The sequence below is a fragment of the Zoogloea sp. LCSB751 genome, from assembly GCF_002028455.1.
Taxonomy (GTDB): domain Bacteria; phylum Pseudomonadota; class Gammaproteobacteria; order Burkholderiales; family Rhodocyclaceae; genus Zoogloea.
Genome location: NZ_MWUM01000013.1, coordinates 84,906 through 104,086, shown reverse-complemented (window position 1 = coordinate 104,086; position 19,181 = coordinate 84,906). Strand labels below are relative to the sequence as shown.

General features: G+C 66.5%; 21 protein-coding genes. All 21 read left to right on the top strand.

Annotation, left to right across the window (positions count from 1 at the left end; all coding sequences use genetic code 11):
* Nucleotides 1–561: a DUF2857 domain-containing protein gene (locus B4920_RS15565; protein ID WP_003454899.1), complete on the top strand. Its 561-nt coding sequence runs from the start codon at nucleotides 1–3 to the stop codon at nucleotides 559–561.
* A 3-nt stretch (nucleotides 562–564) separates the two neighbouring features.
* Entirely contained in the window at nucleotides 565–1,815 is a 1,251-nt protein-coding gene (locus B4920_RS15560) for an STY4528 family pathogenicity island replication protein (protein ID WP_059889447.1), read from the top strand.
* A 229-nt stretch (nucleotides 1,816–2,044) separates the two neighbouring features.
* Entirely contained in the window at nucleotides 2,045–2,824 is a 780-nt protein-coding gene (locus B4920_RS15555; RefSeq protein WP_003454895.1) for a PFL_4669 family integrating conjugative element protein, read from the top strand.
* The gene (locus B4920_RS15550; protein ID WP_079435571.1) at nucleotides 2,821–3,372 is read left to right on the top strand and encodes a DUF3158 family protein; all 552 of its coding nucleotides are present in this window, start codon (nucleotides 2,821–2,823) and stop codon (nucleotides 3,370–3,372) included. Before B4920_RS15555 ends, B4920_RS15550 begins: the two co-directional genes overlap by 4 nt.
* Nucleotides 3,369–3,818, top strand: coding sequence for a single-stranded DNA-binding protein (locus tag B4920_RS15545; RefSeq protein ID WP_006410649.1), 450 nt, complete (start codon nucleotides 3,369–3,371; stop codon nucleotides 3,816–3,818). The genes B4920_RS15550 and B4920_RS15545 overlap by 4 nt, the downstream gene beginning before the upstream one ends.
* A 277-nt stretch (nucleotides 3,819–4,095) precedes the next feature.
* Complete coding sequence (locus B4920_RS15540; protein WP_004265528.1) at nucleotides 4,096–6,111, top strand: DNA topoisomerase III; 2,016 nt, start codon at nucleotides 4,096–4,098, stop codon at nucleotides 6,109–6,111.
* A gap of 805 nt (nucleotides 6,112–6,916) precedes the next feature.
* The gene (locus B4920_RS15535) at nucleotides 6,917–7,168 is read left to right on the top strand and encodes a hypothetical protein (protein ID WP_003454891.1); all 252 of its coding nucleotides are present in this window, start codon (nucleotides 6,917–6,919) and stop codon (nucleotides 7,166–7,168) included.
* 25 nt (nucleotides 7,169–7,193) lie between these two features.
* Entirely contained in the window at nucleotides 7,194–7,586 is a 393-nt protein-coding gene (locus tag B4920_RS15530) for a hypothetical protein (RefSeq protein ID WP_003454890.1), read from the top strand.
* A gap of 103 nt (nucleotides 7,587–7,689) precedes the next feature.
* Entirely contained in the window at nucleotides 7,690–8,154 is a 465-nt protein-coding gene (locus tag B4920_RS15525) for a hypothetical protein (RefSeq protein ID WP_079435570.1), read from the top strand.
* 80 nt (nucleotides 8,155–8,234) lie between these two features.
* The gene (locus B4920_RS15520) at nucleotides 8,235–8,951 is read left to right on the top strand and encodes an ABC transporter substrate-binding protein (RefSeq protein WP_079435569.1); all 717 of its coding nucleotides are present in this window, start codon (nucleotides 8,235–8,237) and stop codon (nucleotides 8,949–8,951) included.
* Nucleotides 8,952–9,243: 292 nt separating this feature from the next.
* A complete protein-coding gene (locus tag B4920_RS15515) occupies nucleotides 9,244–10,041 on the top strand; it encodes a hypothetical protein (protein WP_003454887.1) in 798 nt (265 codons plus the stop codon).
* 75 nt (nucleotides 10,042–10,116) lie between these two features.
* Complete coding sequence (locus tag B4920_RS15510) at nucleotides 10,117–10,482, top strand: DUF3085 domain-containing protein (RefSeq protein ID WP_003454886.1); 366 nt, start codon at nucleotides 10,117–10,119, stop codon at nucleotides 10,480–10,482.
* A 143-nt stretch (nucleotides 10,483–10,625) separates the two neighbouring features.
* The gene (locus B4920_RS15505; RefSeq protein ID WP_003454883.1) at nucleotides 10,626–10,970 is read left to right on the top strand and encodes a hypothetical protein; all 345 of its coding nucleotides are present in this window, start codon (nucleotides 10,626–10,628) and stop codon (nucleotides 10,968–10,970) included.
* A 298-nt stretch (nucleotides 10,971–11,268) separates the two neighbouring features.
* Nucleotides 11,269–11,832 carry an STY4534 family ICE replication protein gene (locus tag B4920_RS15500; RefSeq protein WP_079435568.1) on the top strand — a complete coding sequence of 188 codons (564 nt, stop codon included), beginning with the start codon at nucleotides 11,269–11,271 and terminating at the stop codon, nucleotides 11,830–11,832.
* Between the two features lie 120 nt (nucleotides 11,833–11,952).
* Entirely contained in the window at nucleotides 11,953–12,582 is a 630-nt protein-coding gene (locus B4920_RS15495; RefSeq protein WP_003454876.1) for a DUF3275 family protein, read from the top strand.
* A gap of 101 nt (nucleotides 12,583–12,683) precedes the next feature.
* Nucleotides 12,684–13,076, top strand: coding sequence for a hypothetical protein (locus B4920_RS15490; RefSeq protein ID WP_079435567.1), 393 nt, complete (start codon nucleotides 12,684–12,686; stop codon nucleotides 13,074–13,076).
* A gap of 7 nt (nucleotides 13,077–13,083) precedes the next feature.
* Nucleotides 13,084–13,353 (top strand): hypothetical protein, encoded by a 270-nt coding sequence (locus B4920_RS15485; protein ID WP_003454871.1) that lies wholly within the window; start codon nucleotides 13,084–13,086, stop codon nucleotides 13,351–13,353.
* 137 nt (nucleotides 13,354–13,490) lie between these two features.
* Nucleotides 13,491–14,318 carry a DUF932 domain-containing protein gene (locus tag B4920_RS15480; protein ID WP_004265548.1) on the top strand — a complete coding sequence of 276 codons (828 nt, stop codon included), beginning with the start codon at nucleotides 13,491–13,493 and terminating at the stop codon, nucleotides 14,316–14,318.
* 500 nt (nucleotides 14,319–14,818) lie between these two features.
* Nucleotides 14,819–15,475 (top strand): hypothetical protein, encoded by a 657-nt coding sequence (locus B4920_RS15475; RefSeq protein ID WP_004265557.1) that lies wholly within the window; start codon nucleotides 14,819–14,821, stop codon nucleotides 15,473–15,475.
* A gap of 67 nt (nucleotides 15,476–15,542) precedes the next feature.
* Nucleotides 15,543–16,658 carry a DUF6094 domain-containing protein gene (locus B4920_RS15470; protein WP_004265560.1) on the top strand — a complete coding sequence of 372 codons (1,116 nt, stop codon included), beginning with the start codon at nucleotides 15,543–15,545 and terminating at the stop codon, nucleotides 16,656–16,658.
* A gap of 132 nt (nucleotides 16,659–16,790) precedes the next feature.
* Nucleotides 16,791–19,073: a helicase-related protein gene (locus tag B4920_RS15465; RefSeq protein WP_016451645.1), complete on the top strand. Its 2,283-nt coding sequence runs from the start codon at nucleotides 16,791–16,793 to the stop codon at nucleotides 19,071–19,073.
* The last annotated feature ends 108 nt before the right edge of the window (nucleotides 19,074–19,181 follow it).

Below are 19,181 nucleotides of genomic sequence, written 5' to 3'. Positions count from 1 at the left end.
ATGTCGGCACCGCATCCGCTCAACCAGGCCGTCATCGCACAGGCGCTGCACGACCTGCGCAATGGGCAACTGCGGCGCTGCAAGGCGATGGGCTTCGGCGAGGAGGAGCTGGACGCGCTCAAGCACCCCGAACTCGTGAGCATGCTGGTGAACGCCACGGTGTCGTGGTGTTCGGTGTCGGTGAACCGCGATGTGCTGAAGCGGCTGCTGAGCCAAGTGCACGACGTGGAGCGAGAGATCGCGACGGTCGACCGCATGCTGCGCCTGGGCGCCAGCACGGAGATGGTCAGCCGCTTCTACGGGCTTACGCACCAGGAGGTGGCCCTGCGCCGCGACATCCTCGGCCTGCCCAAGCGCAAGGGGCGGCATCCGGTGCTGGACGAGGCGCAGGACACGGCGCTGTGGAAGCAGTGGAAGGCCGGCGTCATGGAGCGCGGCATCGCGCTGGACGATGAGGTGGCGATGCTGACGCTGACCATGGACCTGGCCGAGACCTTGAACCTGCCGATGTCGGTGATCTGGTCGGCGATACGCAACTGGATCGACCAGGGGCTGGTGTAGGCCATGGCGACCGGCGGCGCACCCCGGCGCGATGGCCCCGTGGCGCTGTCGGCACTGTTCGACGACGCGCTGCGGGAACTGGTGCCACGGGCACCACCGACACCGCCAGCCCCGCGCGGCGCTGCTGCTGCATCGCCGGCCGCGCCGGTCAGCGACGGCTTCCTCTACAGCGGCAACCGGCACGAGAGCGTGCCGCGTGCGCTGTTCCTCGACCGGCGCCTGACGCCGCTGGAGCGCAACGCCTGGCAGGTGCTCCGCCTGCAGCTCCAGAGCGACGGCGTGACGGCGTTCCCGACCTACGACCAGCTTCGCCCCTACCTCGCCTCGATGCCCTGCGCGGCGCAGGCCTCGCACGAGACCGTGGCGCGCGCCTTGACGCTGCTGCGGCTGACGCGCTGGCTGAGCCTGGTGCGACGGCGCCGCGACCCGAAGACCGGGCGCATCCTGAGCAACCTCTACATGCTGCACGACGAACCGCTGACACCCTTCGAGGCGATGCAGCTCGACCCCGACTACCTCGGCCTGGTCGGCCAGGCGCTGACCCATGCGGCGAAGGCGGTGCAGATCGTCGGCATGAACACCCTGCGCGAGATCGCCGAAGACCCGATGCTCAACGGCCGCACGCTGCCCACGCGGCTGCAGGTGCTGGCACAGCGCATGGCGCGCAACGAATGGGCGGACGCGAGTTATCCACAAGCGCCTGTGGATCACGAATCCGAAGAAGGCCAGGACGGCCTGCTTCGGAATCTCGAAGGCCCGTCTTCGGAATCCGAAGCAGGGCTGAAATCCGCGCCAGACGGCTCACTTCGGAATCCGAAGGAGGACCGTACTGTACGTATGGATCGTATAAATCAAGTACGTACAGTACCGCGCGCGAAGTCGTTGCAGCACCTGCGCCTGCCCGAGCGCCTGCTGCGCTTGAAGGACGAGCAGCAAAGCGGCGCGATGGTGGCCTTGCAGCAGGTGGACGAGTCGCTGCGGCAGGCGGTGTTGGACGAATGGGATGCGCGCTGCCGCAACAGCGCGGTACGCAACCCGGCCGGCTATCTGTTCGGCATCATCCAGAAGGCGATCCGCGGCGAGTTCAAGGCCTGGGCCGGCGAAGGCGGTTCGCCATCGACGCCGCCTGCGCCGCCGCCACGGCCAGCCGCACCGGCACCGTCTGCACCGCCACCGCCCGCGCCGAACGGCCCTGGCCGCGAGGCAGCGCGGGCCTACCTGGCGAAACTGCGTTCAACCCTGGGCGATTCCTGAGCAGCTATCCCCAGGGGATAGCTGGGACACGAAGCCTTCCAGGCATCGGCTTCGGTTCTGTCATGCGTCGCACGGTCGCAGCCCGGCGCGGACCTATCCCCTGGGGATAGACGGAACACGCGACCTTCCGGGGCGACAACCGGGAGCGCACCCGCTGCGGTTTGTTGACTGACGCCCTTCCGGGCGATGCCGATGCTGGCGGCTCGTTCCCGTACCGCGAGTCGTCACCATGGCCAATGAATCCCAGCCGCCCCTGCAGTTGAATCTCGGATCGCTGCGCAGCGCGATGTCGCTGACGCTGCACACCCACCACGCTTCACGCATCTGGCATGGCCGAGCGCCTGCCGAGGGCCGGCCCGGGATCATCGGCCTGAACGGCTACATCAGCGTGATGAACAAGATGAAGCGCGGCGCCGAGCAGGACGATCCCTACTCGGATTTCTGGATGCTGCGCATCGAGGACAAGCTGACGCAGACCAAGGACAGCTTGCAGGCGCTGCGTGAGCAGGTGGACCAGGCGCTGGCCGACGTGCCGCCCGCGCTGTCGCTGGGCGAGAACATGAACGTGCAGCCCGTGAAGCTGCCGCTGTTCGTCAATGCGCAGCTCGGCTTCATGGCGGTGTACCTGCTGGCCGACTACGACGACCTGGCCCGCAAGCTGATCCTCGCCCACCACACCGCGCTGATCGACCGCAGCACGCTGGAACGCTGGCTCAACGACGGCGCGCATGCGCTGCGCAGCCTGTTCTCGCTGGCACAGCAGTACCGCTACTCCGGCGCGACGCGCGACGACTTCGCCTCGAAGAACGCGGTGGCGCGGGCGGCGCTGGAGAAGTTCGGCGAGTTGCCGCAGGACGTGCTCGAAGGCACGCGCCGCTCGCGCTTTGCGCCACCGATCGCACGGCGGTCGGGCAAGCCTGGTACAGCCGCGGATGCCGCACCCAGCGCTGGCGCAGCCGACGTGGCGGACGACGACCACGACCATGACGGCGAAGGCACGAAGGCATGACAGCATCGTCTTCCACCGGCCAACCGGCGCGCTTCCTGCCGCTGGAACAGGCGGACTTCCAGCGCCTGAAACACGGCTCCTACCTAAAAGGCCTTTTACAGCCTTTTAAAGGTAAGGGGAGTCTGGAGGCCTGGGCCAACCAGTGCACGGCGCTGCGCGACGACTTAATCGGGCTGGCGCAGCGGCGCGTGCTGCAACAGGCGCGGGCCTACCCCTTCTCGCTGCTCGACGTGCAACTGGCCCAGCAGACCACTGGCGCAGGCACGACCTTCCTGCGCTGGCGCAACCACGACCGTTCTTCCATGGGCGTGGCGCTGTGGGAATCGCTGCTCGACCGCCCGGCGACGCCGGCCTCGCTGATCGACGACCTGTACGCGATGGAGCTGCAGCGCATCGCTTTGAACATGCAGATCAGCCTCCTTCACACGCTGGGCCGCCAGGCCCAGGAGTGCGCCAGCAAGGCCGCGCAGGCCGAAGCGGCTTACCTGCGACGTGTCCACGGGCATGCCGCGTCGGTTCCATCCACCACCCCCAAGGAGTCTCCATGAGCACGCACTTCGTCGGCGAGGGCAACATCGGTTCCGCGCCGGACTATCGCGAATTCCCTAACGGCAACGACGAGCCGCGCCGGCTGCTGCGCCTGAACGTCTACTTCGACAACCCGATCCCAAAGAAGGACGGTGAATTCGAGGACCGCGGCGGCTTCTGGGCGCCGGTGGAGCTGTGGCACCGCGACGCCGACCACTGGAAAGACCTGTACCAGAAGGGCATGCGCGTGCTGGTAGAAGGCCGCACGGTGAAGGACGAGTGGGAGGACGCCGACGACAACGAGCGCACGACCTTCAAGATCGAGGCCCGCCGCATCGGCATTCTGCCGTACCGCATCCAGGCCGTGACCCTCAGCGCCAGGACGCTGGAACCCGAGGCCGCAGTACCGCCGCCGAAGGAGACCAAGGGGACGAAGGCGCCGAAGGAAACCAAGGCCAAGGGCTGATTCCCCGCAGGGGGCGGCTGTAGCAACCGTCAGACGCCCGCCATGCACCAGCTATCCCCAGGGGATAGCTCCAGGGTGTTCCACCGGGTTCCAGCCGCCCTCCCGAAACGACGCTCCCGCTGCGCCAGCCGTTGCGGCTTCGCGCATGCCGCTGCGGCAACGCATCGCCTGCCGATCACAAAGCGGTGTCTGCGCCAATCGGCTTCCTTGCTGCCGTCATCCGCTGGCCCGGCCAAGCTGGGGCCATCCGATGACCGCACACTTCCAAGGAGGCTTCATGCGCGTGTTCCTGTGCGAGAAGCCGTCCCAGGGCAAGGACATCGCCCGTGTGCTGGGCGCCGGCCAACGCGGCAACGGCTGCTACAGCGGTGCGGGTGTCGTCGTGACCTGGTGCATCGGTCATCTGGTCGAAGCGGTTCCGCCCGAAGGCTACGGCGAGCAGTACAAGCGCTGGGGCATCGAGCAACTGCCTATTCTTCCCGAGCGTTGGCGTGTCGAGCCCAAGGCGGCGACCGCGGCGCAGTTCAAGGTCGTGCAGCAGCTCGTCGCCAAGGCGGGCGAACTGGTGATCGCGACCGACGCCGACCGCGAGGGCGAGATGATTGCCCGCGAGATCATCGAGCTGTGCGGCTACCGCGGCCCGATCCAGCGCCTGTGGCTGTCGGCGCTCAACGATGCGTCGATCCGCAAGGCCCTGGGCACGCTCAAGCCGTCCGCCGAGACGCTGCCGCTTTACTTCTCCGCGCTCGCCCGATCGCGTGCCGACTGGCTGATCGGGATGAACCTGAGCCGCCTGTTCACGTTGCTCGGGCGCCAGGCCGGCTACACCGGCGTGCTGTCGGTCGGGCGCGTGCAGACACCGACGCTCAAGCTGGTGGTGGACCGTGACCGCGAGATCGCGCGTTTCGTTTCGGTGCCGTTCTGGGCCATCGAGGTTGCACTCTCACATGCGGGCCAGTCCTTCGTCGCAAGCTGGACGCCGCCGCAGGGCAGCACCGACGACGCCGGCCGCTGCCTGCAACAGCCGGTGGCGCAGCAGGCTGCCGAGCGCCTGCGCGCGGCCGGTGCCGCCCAGGTGCTGTCGGTGGAAACAGAGCGCGTGCGCGAAGGGCCGCCGCTGCCGTTCGACCTCGGCACGCTGCAGGAGGTGTGCTCGAAGCAGTTGGGTCTGGACGTGCAGGAGACGCTGGACATTGCCCAGGCGCTGTACGAGACGCACAAGGCGACCACCTATCCGCGCTCGGACTCAGGCTACCTGCCCGAGAGCATGTTGGCCGAGGTGCCCACCGTACTCGACAGCCTGCTCAAGACCGACCCCGGCCTGCGCCCGCTGATCGACCGCCTGGATCGCCAGCAGCGTTCGCGGGCCTGGAACGACGGCAAGGTCACGGCGCACCACGGCATCATTCCCACGCTGGAACCGGCGAACCTCTCGGCGATGAGCGACAAGGAGCTGGCCGTCTACAGGCTGATCCGCGCCCACTACCTCGCGCAGTTCCTGCCGCACCACGAATTCGACCGGACGGTGGCGCAGCTTACGTGCGGCGGGCAGTCGCTGGTCGCGGTCGGTAAGCAGATCGCGGTGGCCGGATGGCGCCAGGTACTGGCGGCGCCGGAGCCCGACGACGCGGACGGCGAGGAAGCGCAGCGCGGCCAGGTGCTGCCGGCGCTGCGTGCTGGAGCTTCCTGCCAGGTCGGCCAGGTCGATCTGAAGGCGTTGAAGACGCTGCCGCCCAAGCCCTACACGCAGGGCGAGCTGGTCAAAGCCATGAAGGGCGTCGCCAAGCTCGTGACCGACCCACGCCTGAAGCAGAAGCTCAAGGACACCACGGGCATCGGCACCGAGGCCACGCGCGCCAACGTCATCAGCGCCTTACTGGCACGCGGCTATCTTGTGAAGAAGGGCCGTGCCATCCGCGCATCGGATGCGGCTTTCACGCTGATCGACGCGGTGCCGGCGGCCATCGCCGATCCGGGCACGACGGCGGTGTGGGAGCAGGCGCTGGACATGATCGAGGCCGGCCAGATGACGCTGGACACCTTCATCGCCAAGCAATCGGCCTGGGTCGCCCAGCTCGTGCAGCAGTACCGCGGCGCAACGCTCCCCCTCAAGCTGCCGCCCGCGCCGAGCTGCCCGCAGTGCGGCGCCCCGATGCGCCAGCGCACTGGCAAGAACGGCGCGTTCTGGTCGTGCAGCCGCTACCCGGACTGCAAGGGCACGGAGCCGGTCGAAACCGCGACAGGCAAGCCCGCAGCGCCAAGCCCGCGGCGTCGGTCTCCGAAGGCGAGCTGACGCCCACGTTTCCCTCTGCCACGCCGGCTGCTGCCGACGGCGGGGCAAACCTCCCGCACCCCGCGGGACTCCCCAGCGCGCGTTCCCTTCTGCAACGGTGTGCGCGTCCTGCAGGCCCATCACGGCCTGCTGGGCGAGAAGGTCATTTCTCCCCGGATCGCGTTCGCCGCGGTTCCCCTGATCGAGGTGCTTCCGCCGATACGCGAGCGGTCTCCTGACGCCTTGGTGTGCAAAACTGCGAGGCGCCAGGAGACCGCTTGCGGTCGACGGTATTCGGTGCCGGTGCCCGCCGGCGGAACAACGGGCTCCCTTTGTGTGTGGATGCACGCCAGAGGATTCCGGCCCCCAGCCACGAAACGGGCCGGGTGAGATTGCTGACGCAGCGAATGGCTTTGACGATGGCCTGGCCTGCTTGCAGCCCACAGGTGGATTGATTTCTCTCCAGCCGAAGCCTTGCGAGGCTTCGGCGCCTTTGTCGTGGGCGAACGGAATCGTGCATCGCTGCTCTTGCCAGCGCTCGGCCCAAACTGGACGGCGTTCGGTTCCGTTTGATCAGCGACGGAGTGCCGCCGCGCTTTCATTCTTCCCGCATGTGTCGCTGACGGTCGTCAGCACCATGCCCTGGCAGCCCCGGTCCTCAAGGCTGCAACGCGGTTCGCCGCGTTGACCGATCCAGTCCGCTTCGCACCGACCACCGCGGACGCGCGTCGCCACGACGCGGGTGCTTTTCATGTTCAACCCTTCGGGAGGTATCCGCTCCCGTCAGGGCGTGGTGCTCCCGGTCTTCAACCAACAGGAGAAAACCATGTCCCTTGCGCTCGCATCGGCACCTTTGAGTGCTGAACAGGCCCGAGCCGAATCCATCGGCTACCAGGCCCTGGCCTGCGTCGGCAAGCGCCTGCCCCTGCAAGTGCTGTGCAGCGCAGCCGGCCACTACATCGGCACCGCCGATGCGGACGGCCCGGTCTCGCGGGAGTCGGTCAGCTACTTCCGCTCGCACCACGCCGCCGAGCACGCCCTGCAAACGGGCCGCTGGCAGCAGCGCCTCCACCCGTGATGTCCAACCACCAGGAGCCCATGTCATGAACCGTGCCCTGCCTCAAGAGGTACTTGATCAGATCGAGCTGGAACACCAGCACTTCGCCGCCGCGCCCCAAGCCTTCTTCGAGGCGTGGAAACGCGGCGTCGACATCGCCGGAGCCGAATGGTTCGGCGACGGCACCCGCGAAGGCCTGCAGCGTGCCACCACCAAGTGGGATCTGCGGCCGAAGCTGCTGATGCTCAACGATGCCCTCGGCGTCCTGAGCAGCGGCCAGCGGATGTTCCTGTCCGCGATGGTGAGCTTCTACAACGCCCGCGAGGGCGGTGCGATGCTCAAGCGTTGCGGCTTCGAGGGTCTGTCCGACCTGGGCGGCCTCGACCTGGAACGGCGCAAGGTCGTCGCCGACCTGACGCTGAACTACAACGGCTGGTGAGCCGCGCTGCGGCCTGCCGACGTTCTTCTTTTCTTCCCACCCCACGAGGGACATGCGTCCCTGCATGGGGCCATGTCCCTCCTTTTCTTGAAAGGAGTGATTCATGTCCCCTGACTTTTCCATCGGTCTGCTCGTGACCGACGACGACATCGATGCGGTCATCCTTGAAGGCTGGCCGGCCGACGTGCGCAAGCCGCGCATCGTGGTGTTCGACTACGCCGGCAATGATGTGCCCGACGAGTATGTGCTGCATGTCAGCAGCGGAACCCCGAATACCGGATTGACCGGGCGCGAGGTGTTCCCGGTCGAGTACGGACCCGACTGCCGCTACCCATCGCCCGCTGAAGTCCTTTCGGTGCTCGATGCACCTAAGCCGGCCGGAAAACCTTCCGCGCTGAGCATCGCCCGCAACGTGCACCAGAGCATCCTCAACCTGGATGCGCGGCTGGATCGCCTGGAGCAGGCGCCGACCGGCGACGACTACAACCGCCTGTACCAGCTTGCGAATGGCGGCCTGCTCGACCTGTTGAAGGCGCTGGGCGACCCGTCCTCTACCGCTGCCGACTGACCGGCTGCCACTTCATCCACCCGCTGGGGTTCAATCCCCAGCAGGGGATTGCCTCGGCCATCCCCTGCTGGAGAAATCCCATGTCCTACTCGAACAACAATCCCTTTGTCCGCGGCTACGACGGCCTGTCCGTCCAGCGGCTGCTCGCCATCTCCTACGACGACGACTGCCCGCTGACCTACCTGCCGCTGCATCCTTCGCAGTCGAATCTGCCGGACAGCCAGGTCGAACGGCGGGCCTGCATCTTCTCGGACGACTTCGTGCTGATCACCGAGGACCAGGTGGTCCCCAACGAGTTGCAGGCGCAATGCCGCAGCCACGGGCTCGCCCGCAACGTGGTCTATGCCGTGATGGCCGAGGAAGACGGCAAGCCACTGCACGTGGGCGACACTTACTCCGAAGAAGCGGCGCGGGAAGTCGTGCGGCGCCTGCGCTATGAAACCGGCTACTACAGCCGGTGCTGGGAAATCAGCAGCGCGCACCTCGACGCCGACGCACACCGCTTCCTCGCCGAACTGGCGGACATCGCCACGCCGACGCTGTTCCTGTTCGTCGCCTTCCACATCCCGTACGGCCCGGCCATCGGGTTGAAGCTGATCGCCACGCCCTGGACCGACGAGAACCTGCGCGCGGTCGAAGGCATCACGGCCAAGCGGCTGATGCAGGAGCATCGCAAGAAGGGCATGCCGGAATCCCTCATGCACGTGCTGCACCTGGCCGCGCTCGCCGACGTGCGCATGCTGGTCTTCGATGCCGATGCGCAGGTGCTGGACGGCCTGCCGATCTACGACGACTGACACCACCTTTCGAGCCCCCACGCGGGGCTCGTGTTCTTTCTGGACGAAGCCGGTGGACGCGCAGTGCCGATTCCCCCGCGTCGCTGGCCCACGCCTGACGCACGCTGCTCGCATGTTCGCTGGCGTTGCCGGCAAGCATGCCCAGGCAGTCGAGACCTTCGAGGCTGCGGCACGGTTCGCCGTGCTGGTTGCTATTCCTTCTCCGGGCGCATGTCGCGTCCATCCACCTCACACCCAAGGGACACACCTCCCTTGCGGGCGGAAGTCCCTTGGTTGCCACAAGGAGTCTTCCATGGATACCCAAGCCATCCGCGCACAGATGCCGACGCTGGTTCGCGGCCACGTGCCTTCCAACGTCCGCAGCTTCAAGTTCAACATCTTCGACGGCCAGCCCAAGGTTTCGACGCTGGGCTTCCACGTTGATCCCAAGCCCTTCGAGGGCAAGGTCATCGCCACCACCGACGAGGCCATCGTCGTCAAGACGGGGCGGGCCGAGTTCGCGGTGCTCGACAAGGCCCTCGTCACCGACGTGCCCGACGAAGGCGCCAAGGTGCAGGTCGAACCGTATGCGCGGCGCCGCTTCGACGGCTTGCGCGCGGATACGCCCGAGGAGAGCACTGAGTTCACCGCCGACGGCCAGCCGTACACGGTGAAGCGGCTCATCCTGGGTTCCGCGCCGGCCAAGCTGCCGATCCCCGAGCCGCAGTGCCCCGAGCTGCAGGAGCTGATCCACCAACTGGAGCAGTTGCCCGCGCCCGATGGATTCCGCCGCATCACGCACCTGCTGGTGGATGCCGGCGCGCGGGACTTCACGGTGGTCGATCCGAGCCCCAGCAACATCATCGCCACGCCGCCGGCCATCGGCTTCACCGTCGCTTCGGCGAAGTTCCAGGGGCGCGTCACCGTGCTCTACGAACGCGGCCTCGACACCTACGCGGTGGAGCTGCATCGCGAAGGCGAGCTGGTCGAGCGGGTCGATGAAGTGTTCTTCGACACCTTGGGCCAGGTGCTGGAGCGGCTGATCGACGACGGGAGCTGGCGCCTCATCCGCGTACAGCGCCTGTCCGGTCGCAAGCCCGTCCAGCACTGATCCCCTCACGTCCCCAAGCGGCTTCCCGTCCTCGCGGCGGGAAACCTTCTTCCTTCACCGTTGGAGACCACTTCCATGACTGTTCGATTCAAAGGCACCGAGCTTCGGCCCGTGCTTGCCGAGGCGGCGGCCAACCAGTGCCGCGTCATCCTGGTCAAGGACCAGGGCGTGTATTTCATGGCCGAGCACGGCGAGAGCCGGCCCGATGGGCGGCGCAAGACCATCGCCTACGCCGTGGGCTGCAACCCCGATGTCGATGCGTTCGACGACTGGTGGGAACTGGCGCGCGCCGAATTCGGCGGCGACGACTTCGGCGAGTTCTTCGCCCTGCAGGAACGGGTCCTCACCCGTATCCTGCACAGCGAGGACGACCTCGAAGTGTCGGCCACGGTCACGCACCTGTCGATGCAGGCGGTATCCGCTGCACCGGCCGGCCACTGACCGTACTGCTTCCCAGCCCCCTTCACGGGGGCTTCTCTTTATCTCGTGCCGCGGCCCATGGCCGCATCGCACGCGCTCGTCTCCAGTCCGGCTCGGGCCGCTCACGCCGGCATCTGCCGGTGCCACCGCCTGGTGACGCCTGCATGCGAGACCCGTTCAAGATCGAGCAACCGACCTGCATCAGCTTCAGCGGCGGCCGCACCAGCGCGTACATGCTCTGGCGCGTGCTGCAAGCCAACGGCGGCCTGCCCGCAGATGCCGTCGTCTGCTTCGCCAACACCGGAAAAGAAGTGGAAGCCACCTTGCGCTTCGTGCGCGACTGCGCCGAGCACTGGCAAGTGCCGATCCACTGGCTGGAGTACCGGCCCATCGAACCGGGCTTCGTGGTGGTGGACTTCGATACCGCCAGCCGCGCGGGCGAGCCCTTCGAGATGCTGGTCCGCAAGCGGCAGTACCTGCCCAACCCGGTGGCGAGAGGGTGCCACTAATGCGGACAGCCGCCGGTGCCGATTGCCGCTCGCGCGGGCGCGCGCCTGGCGCCACGCTGCCGCCATGTTCCGCTGACGCCCGTCAGCAGCATGCCCAGGCAGTCTCGATCTTCAAGACTGCGACGCGGTTCCGACCGCGTTGATCAACCAGTTCGCTCCGGCATCCCAGCGCGAACAGCCATCGGTTCTCCCGATGGTGATGCCACCCAAGCTGTTCCTTCAACCCACGCGGGGGTTCCACACCTTCCCCGCCTTGGGTCGGGTGTGTCTCCGCCTCATTGTTCTCAGGAGATTCACCATGACCACTTCCACCGACAAGTCCTACTTCGACCTGCACATCACCGGACTCGGGTATCTCAATCGCATCCGCGAAGTGAAGCCCAAGAAAGGCGATGCGTTCCTGGCCTGCGACATCGCGGCGCTCAACGGCCCCAGCGATGACGTGGCCTACGTGCGTTTCGACACGCGCGTCTCGGGCTCCGAAGCGCAGCACCTCGTGCGCCGCTGCATCCAAGCGGTCGATGCCGAGAAGAAAGTGATGATCGGCTTCCGTCTGGGCGACCTGTGGGCCGACACCTTCACCTACTCCAAGGGCAAGCGTGCCGGCGAGCAGGGGGTGAGCTTCAAGGCCCGCCTGCTGTTCGTCGGTTGGATCAAGGTCGACGGCAAGCTCGTCTACAAGGCCGAGCCCAAGCCGACCGATGCCGACCAGCGCGACGAACGCGACGTGCGTAACACGGATGTCCCCGCGACGTTCGCTGAGCCGCAAGCCGCTGCGTTCGAGCCCGCCAGGCCCGCCGCCGAAGCTGCCGACGAAGCCACTGCCGATGCGCCTGCATTGGAAGTTGCCGAGTCGTTCTGATCCGCAAGGCCCCGACTCTGAATTGAGTCCGGGGCCTTGTCTTCTCCCACTCGCGTGCGCATGCGACCGTCGCCATGACGGCCGTGTGCGTGATCGCAGCTTCGTCCGCAGGAGTTCTTCATGATCACCATTCCCGGCCAATTGGCCATCAAGACCATCCACGGCCGTAACGGCGACTTCAACGTCGGGCGCCTTGCGACCTCCATCGGCGAGTTCGTCGTGAAGAACGCCGAACTCGACCAGTACGCCGAAGGCAAGTACGAGGGCGATTTCGCCATCGCGGAGATTCGCCCGTCCACGTACACCGCCAACGGCCGCATGGTCATTGAGATCCGCGCCCTCCTGGGTGGGATGACTTTGTCCAACATCGACGCCCTGAGCCGTGACGACGCCCGCCGGCTGAGTCCGCAGGAAGTCGATCCGATCGACGAGGAAGCGCAGACCGCCACGCCGACGCCGACGACCGCCCCCAAGGCGGCCGGCCGGAAGAAGGCGCGCAGCTCGCGCGACCCGCTGGTCGATACCACGCCGTTCGGCAGCGAGCCGGCTGCTGCGTCTGCCGAGGCTACGGCCCATGCGGACGACGACGGCGACGCGGCGCTGTTCGGCACACTCTGGCCGCTGGGCGATGTCGTCAAGCTCGATGCCACCGTGGATCGGCGCGTGCTGCGTCAGCAGCGCGACCGCCTCGGCGACCTGGGCTACGAGTTCGCTCCGCTGTCCCAGGACTGGCACCTCACCAGGGTCTGATCCCATCGCCATTTCACGCCGCATGCCTGCGGCTTTCCACCACCCGCCGGGGCTCCTTCCCCGGCGGGAGGACTCCGGCCCTTTCTCACAGGAGTCATTCCATGGGCTGGACATTCGTTCGATTGACGCGCGATCAGTTGATCCGCGAGCTGACCGCAACCGAGGAAACCGAGCGGTCGCGCAGTGAGGTCATCGACCACACGCTGGTCGGCAACGTGCTGTGGACGGTGGCGCGCGTCACCGCCAAGCAGGCCGGCGTCCTGGGTCTCGCACCCGGCGAGTCGGCCACCTTGATCGGCTGCCATCTGCTGGAAAGCGAGGGCCGCGAATGGGGCTACAAGTTCCTGGTCGAGGCCGAGCACCCGTACTGCTACTCGTGCCCGCTGCGCTATCTCGACATGGCGCCGCAGCGCTGCGCCACCTGGCGCGCAAGGGTGCATGCCTTCCACCAGCAGCCGACGCGCAAAGCGGCCGGCGATGCAGCCACCGACTGAGGCGAACATGGACACCCTCATGTCGTCCTTGCCGCCCGAGCTGCTTCGCTTCGTCGAAGACCAGTTGGCCAACAACGAGGTTTCCGACGACGACGAACTGCGCGAGCACTTCATCGCCAACGGCCTGAGCGAAGAACAGGCGTGGCAGGCACTGACCTACCGCGCGCTGTACCTGCGACACGTCTTTCTCGACGGCTTCACGCCGATCCTCAAAGGCCAGGAAGCGCTTTGCTTCAACCCGCACAGCCGCGGCTGGGAGCCGGTTCCGAACCCATAGGCCGGCCTTCACGCGGCGCACTTCTTCATCCCTTTCATCAGGCCCTGTTCAGCAGGGCTTTTCTTCGTCCTACGCAATCGCACGCATCCGGCCTCGGCCGCTGGATGCCGATTGCTCCATTCCGCAAGGAGATCATCATGCAACTCGCATCTCGCTTCGCCCCTCGTTCCCCGGTGCTGCGCGCCGACCATCCGTTGTCGGACGATCAGATTCGCACCGTGGCCCCATCCATCTTCGCGGACACCCCGCACGAAAGCCGCTCCGAACGGTACAGTTACATCCCCACGGCGGCTGTGCTGACCGAACTGCGCAGAGAAGGTTTCCAGCCGTTCATGGTGTGCCAGACCCGCGTGCGACACGAGGATCGCCGCGACTACACCAAGCACATGCTGCGCCTTCGCCACGCCAGCCAGATCAACGGCGCCGAGGCGAACGAGATCATCCTGCTCAACTCGCACGACGGCACCAGCAGCTACCAGATGCTCGCGGGCATGTTCAGATTCGTCTGCCACAACGGCCTGGTGTGCGGCGACACCTTCGCCGACGTGCGCGTGCCCCACAAGGGCAACGTCACCGATCACGTGATCGAAGGCGCCTACGAGGTGCTGCACGGCTTCGAGCGCGTGCAGGACTCGCGCGACGCCATGCGCGTCATCACCCTCGACGACGGCGAGGCCGAAGTCTTCGCCAGGTCGGCGCTGACCTTGAAGTACGACGAGTCGGGCAAGGCCTTGCCCATCACGGAGACGCAGATCCTGCGGCCTCGTCGTTTCGACGACAACCGTGCCGATCTTTGGTCGGTCTTCAACCGGGTTCAGGAGAACCTGGTCAAGGGCGGCCTGACTGGCCGTGCCGCCAACGGGCGCCAGCAGCGCACGCGACCCGTTCAGGGCATCGACCAGAACGTCCGGCTCAACCGGGCGCTTTGGCTGCTCGCGGATGGCCTGCGTCAGCTCAAAGCCTGACCCACAAGCGGATCGTGCCTCGCGGCATGGTCCGCTTTTTCTTTGGCGGCGCTGTGCTGCCAGCGCACCACGTTCAGTTTGGTTCGGTGTAACCCTAATGCGGCAATTCGCTGCCGCCGCGAAAATTGCGGTTCGACTGCATACCTCCCTGGCTTTTCCTCCCTGAGCCAAGCAGTCATCTTTGCCGCCTCGGTGTTCCCGGGGCGGTTTTCTTTTATGGCCGTCCTTCCAGGCCGCGGGCGATGCGCCAGCGCAAACAGGGTTGGACGCTGGGTCGGTTTTCCGCTCCCGCTGTAGGCGCACCTTGGCGCAGGCTATGTCCCATGTCCGTCGGCGTTGCCGACAACATGCCCAGGTAGTCCAGACCTTCAAGGCTACGGTGCGTTGCGACGCACGGTCTGATTCTTCACCACGACGCTCACCGCGTCTTCTTCCATCCCCCTGGGGCAGTGACTGCCCTCGCGGTTGGTGCTGTCTCCGCTCACTTCGAGGACATCACCATGCCTGCACCTTCTTCCCCCAAGACGCTCTATCGCATCGACGAATGCCCCGACCTGATGGCCGATGGCGTCGTCGGTGACGAGAACGGCAACCTGGTCTTCATCTCCCTCTGGGCGCGCGACACCGCCGTCCAGGAATTCCTGGCCCGCCTCACCCTGGGCCGGGACGAACAGGGACTGGATCAGTTCCACGTCATCACCGAGCAGGGCGCCAGCATCCCGGTCTTCGTCGGCAACGTCGAGAACCTGGAGAAACGCAGCGCACGCGCCTACCGGCGCACGCTGTTCGGCTCGCTGACCAACATCTGGCTGTTCGATCGGCGCTGCGTCAAACCCGACAAGGCCAACGCCAGCGCACTGGCGCTCCTGCCTCGCGATTCCACGCACCGGCTCGACCGGCTGTGGACGCTGGTGCGGGACACGTGCCCGCTGCCGCTTCTCGATCCCTGGCGCGACAGCGTACTGGAACTGCTGCAGGCGAAGTCGATGCTGACGCGCCTGCCGTTCGCCCTCGGGCCTCTGGAAGGCCATCGGCTCGCCATCGACGTGCCGACGCTGACCGAGGTGCTGGGCGGCCTGATCCGCAGCGGCGCGCTCGTCGGCGGCGCACCCGCCAGCCGCACCCCCTCGGCGCAACCGCTCGAAGCGGTGGCTTGAGGTTCCTTCACCGGACATGCACGCGCGCATGTCCGCATCCCTTCATCTTCAATGCCAGGAGATTCCCATGGCCCTCATGTTCCCGCGGCTCGCCCGCAACTTCGTCAAGAACGGGTACTTCCCCACGGATGAACCCACGCTCGAAAGAGCACTCACCGCACTGGCGCCCGCCGAGGCCTCGGCCGGGCCGCTGTGCATCCTCGATCCCTGCGCCGGCGAAGGCGTGGCGATCGCCGAAGCCGCGCACGCCCTCGGGCGCGAGCAGGTCCAGGCCTTCGCCGTCGAGTACGAGGCCGAGCGCGCACGCCATGCCCGGCAACTGGTCGATCGCTGCATCCACGGCGACCTGATGGACACACTGATCAGCCGGCAGAGCTTCGGCCTGCTGTGGCTCAACCCGCCGTATGGCGACCTGTCCAAGGACACCAACGGCAACGTCGGCTACCAGGGCCAGGGCCGCGCTCGGCTGGAAAAGCTGTTCTATCAGAAGGCGCTGCCGCTGTTGCAGTACGGCGGCGTGCTGATCTACATCGTCCCGCACTACGTGCTCGACGCCGAGCTGGTCGGATGGCTGACCCGGCACTTCGCCGAGTTGCGCATCTACCGCGCGGTGGACACGCAGTTCAAGCAGGTCGTGATCTTCGGTCGCAAGGTTCGCCAGCGCGACCAGGCATCGGAGTCTGTCAAGGCCACGCGCGCGCTGCTGCTGCAGATAGGTCTTGGCGACGCCGAAGCGGAAGAGCTGCCAGTCGAATGGCCGTTCCTGCCCTACACGGTGCCTGCCACGGCCGAGCCGGAGCACTTCTACCGCGTGACGATGGAGCCCGAGCAGTTCGCCGAGGAAGTCGGCCGACTGCAAGGGCTCTGGCCGACGCTCGACACGCACCTGGGCGCCGCGCAGCAGTCGCTGCGGTCCCCGGCGCGAGGTTTATCGCATTGGCATCTCGCCTTGGCACTCGCCGCAGGTGCGATCTCCGGAGTGGTGAAGTCCAAGACGGGCCGCGTGCTCGTCGTCAAAGGCGACACCCACAAGGAGAAGACCTTGCACACGGAGTACACCGAGCGCGACGACGGTTCCGTGGCCGAGACGCGCATCCTGACCGACAAGTTCGTGCCGGTCATCCGTGCCTGGGACATGACACCAGGCTCGCCGACCTGCGGCGAGGTGTTGACCATCCGCTGATCGCTGTTCCCTGACGGTCGCCGTCGATCTGTTCTTCCACTGCGGCTTCGCGCCGTTCTTCTCTTCCCACCCCGGGGCATGCCATCGCCCCGCAGGGGGAGGTGCATGCCCCATCTTCTTTGGAGCATCACCATGTCCCTCGATACCGAAGTCGTTCCCGCCGCTGATGGCACGCCCGTCCAGAGCGACGTGCTCGAAGCGACTGCTTCTCCCCTGGCGATGAGCCTTCAGGATTTCGTTGCCGAATTCGGCGACGAGCTGCTGGACTCGCTCAACCGCGCCAACCCTCCCGTCTACACCGGCCAGGCCCGGCCGCATCGCCAGCTCGTGCTGGCCAGTCTCAAGCGCAAGCTGTTCGGCGCGCAGGCCGAGGTGGTGCATGCCGTTACCGAGCTGCTGGCCGACCGCGGCGAACGCGCCGCGATCGTCAATGGCGAGATGGGCTGCGGCAAGACCACGGTCGGCATCGCCACGGCGGCCGTGCTGCACGCCGAAGGCTATCGCCGCACGCTGATCCTCTCGCCGCCTCACCTGGTCTACAAATGGCGCCGGGAAATCCAGGAGACGGTGGCCGGCGCCAAGGTCTGGGTGCTCAATGGCCCGGACACGCTGGTCAAGCTCATCAAACTGCGCGAGCAATTGGGCGTGCCGGTACGCGGCCAGGAGTTCTACGTTCTCGGTCGCGTGCGGATGCGCATGGGTTTCCACTGGAAGCCCGTCTTCAACGTGCGGCGCACGCGGCACGGCGAAGTGGGCGCATGCCCGGACTGCGGCCAGGTCATCACCAATCTCGACGGCGAGCCGATCAACCCGGTCGAACTCGAAGCCGAGGACTACCGCCGCCGGTGCAGCCATTGCGCCGCACCGCTGTGGACGCTGATGCGACCGCGGAGCCTGTCCGCCAGCGACCAGTCCACGGCCGTCTTCAAAGCCTTGCAGCGCATCCCGACCATCGGAGAGGTCACGGCGCATAAGCTGATGAAGAAGTTCGGCGACGGCTTCCTGGCCTCAATGCTGGGCGACAACATCCACGAGTTCATCAACCTCATGGATGCCAACGGTGAGCTGGTGTTCTCGGATCGTCAGGCGCACCGCATGGAGCGGGCGATGGCGAACATGGAGTTCGGCTTCGGCGAGGGCGGGTATCAGCCCAGCGAATTCATCAAAAGGTACTTGCCGCAAGGCACGTTCGACCTGCTCATCGCCGACGAGGCGCATGAGTACAAGAACGGCGGTAGCGCCCAAGGCCAGGCCATGGGCGTGCTCGCAGCGAAGGCGCGCAAGGCCTTGCTGCTCACTGGCACGCTGATGGGCGGCTACGGCGACGACCTGTTCCACCTGCTGTTCCGAGCCCTGCCTGGGCGAATGATCGAAGACGGCTACCGCCCGACCAAGAGCGGCAGCATGACCTCGGCCGCGATGGCGTTCATGAGGGATCACGGCATCCTCAAGGACATCTATTCCGAGAGCACGGGCACGGCGCACAAGACGGCCAAGGGCAGCAAGGTCTCGGTGCGCACGGTCAAGGCGCCGGGCTTCGGCCCGAAGGGCGTGCTGCGTTGCGTCCTGCCGTTCACGGTATTCCTCAAGTTGAAGGACATCGGCGGCAACGTGCTGCCGTCCTACGACGAGGAGTTCCGCGAGGTGGCGATGGACACGGCGCAAGCCGCGGCTTATCGCGATCTGTCGTTTCGTCTGACCTCGGCGCTGAAACAGGCGCTGGCCAAGCGCGACACGACGCTGCTCGGTGTGGTCCTCAACGTGCTGCTGGCCTGGCCGGATTGCTGCTTCCGGTCGGAGACGGTGGTGCACCCGCGCACACGCCAGACCTTGGCCTTCGTTCCGGCTCAGTTCAACGAGCTGGAGGTGATGCCCAAGGAGCGCGAGCTGATCGAGATCTGCAAGCAGGAGAAGGCTGCGGGTCGCAAGACGCTGGTCTATTCGGTCTACACCGGCACGCGCGACACCACGTCGCGCTTGAAGGTGCTGCTGGAGCAGGAAGGCTTCAAGGTGGCGGTGCTGCGCGCAAGCGTGGATGCCTCCCGCCGCGAGGACTGGATCGCCGAGCAGTTGGACCGCGGCATCGACGTGCTGATCACGAACCCCGAGCTGGTGAAAACCGGCCTGGACCTGTTGGAGTTTCCGACGATCGTGTTCATGCAGTCGGGCTACAACGTCTACAGCCTGCAGCAGGCGGCCCGGCGCTCATGGCGCATCGGCCAGAAGCTGCCGGTTCGCGTGATCTACCTCGGCTACGCGGCTTCCTCGCAGATGACCTGCCTGGGGCTGATGGCGCGAAAGATCATGGTCTCGCAGAGCACGTCGGGAGACGTGCCCGAGTCGGGATTGGACGTGCTGAACCAGGACGGTGATTCCGTCGAGGTGGCACTGGCCCGGCAACTCGTCGCGGCCTGATCCACCCACCCACGCCGGCTGCCCTTCGGGGCGCCGGCTTCTTTTTTCCGTGCATCGATGGCGCGCGATGAAGTCGGGCGCCTGCCAGTTCCCTTTGTTTGCTGCCCG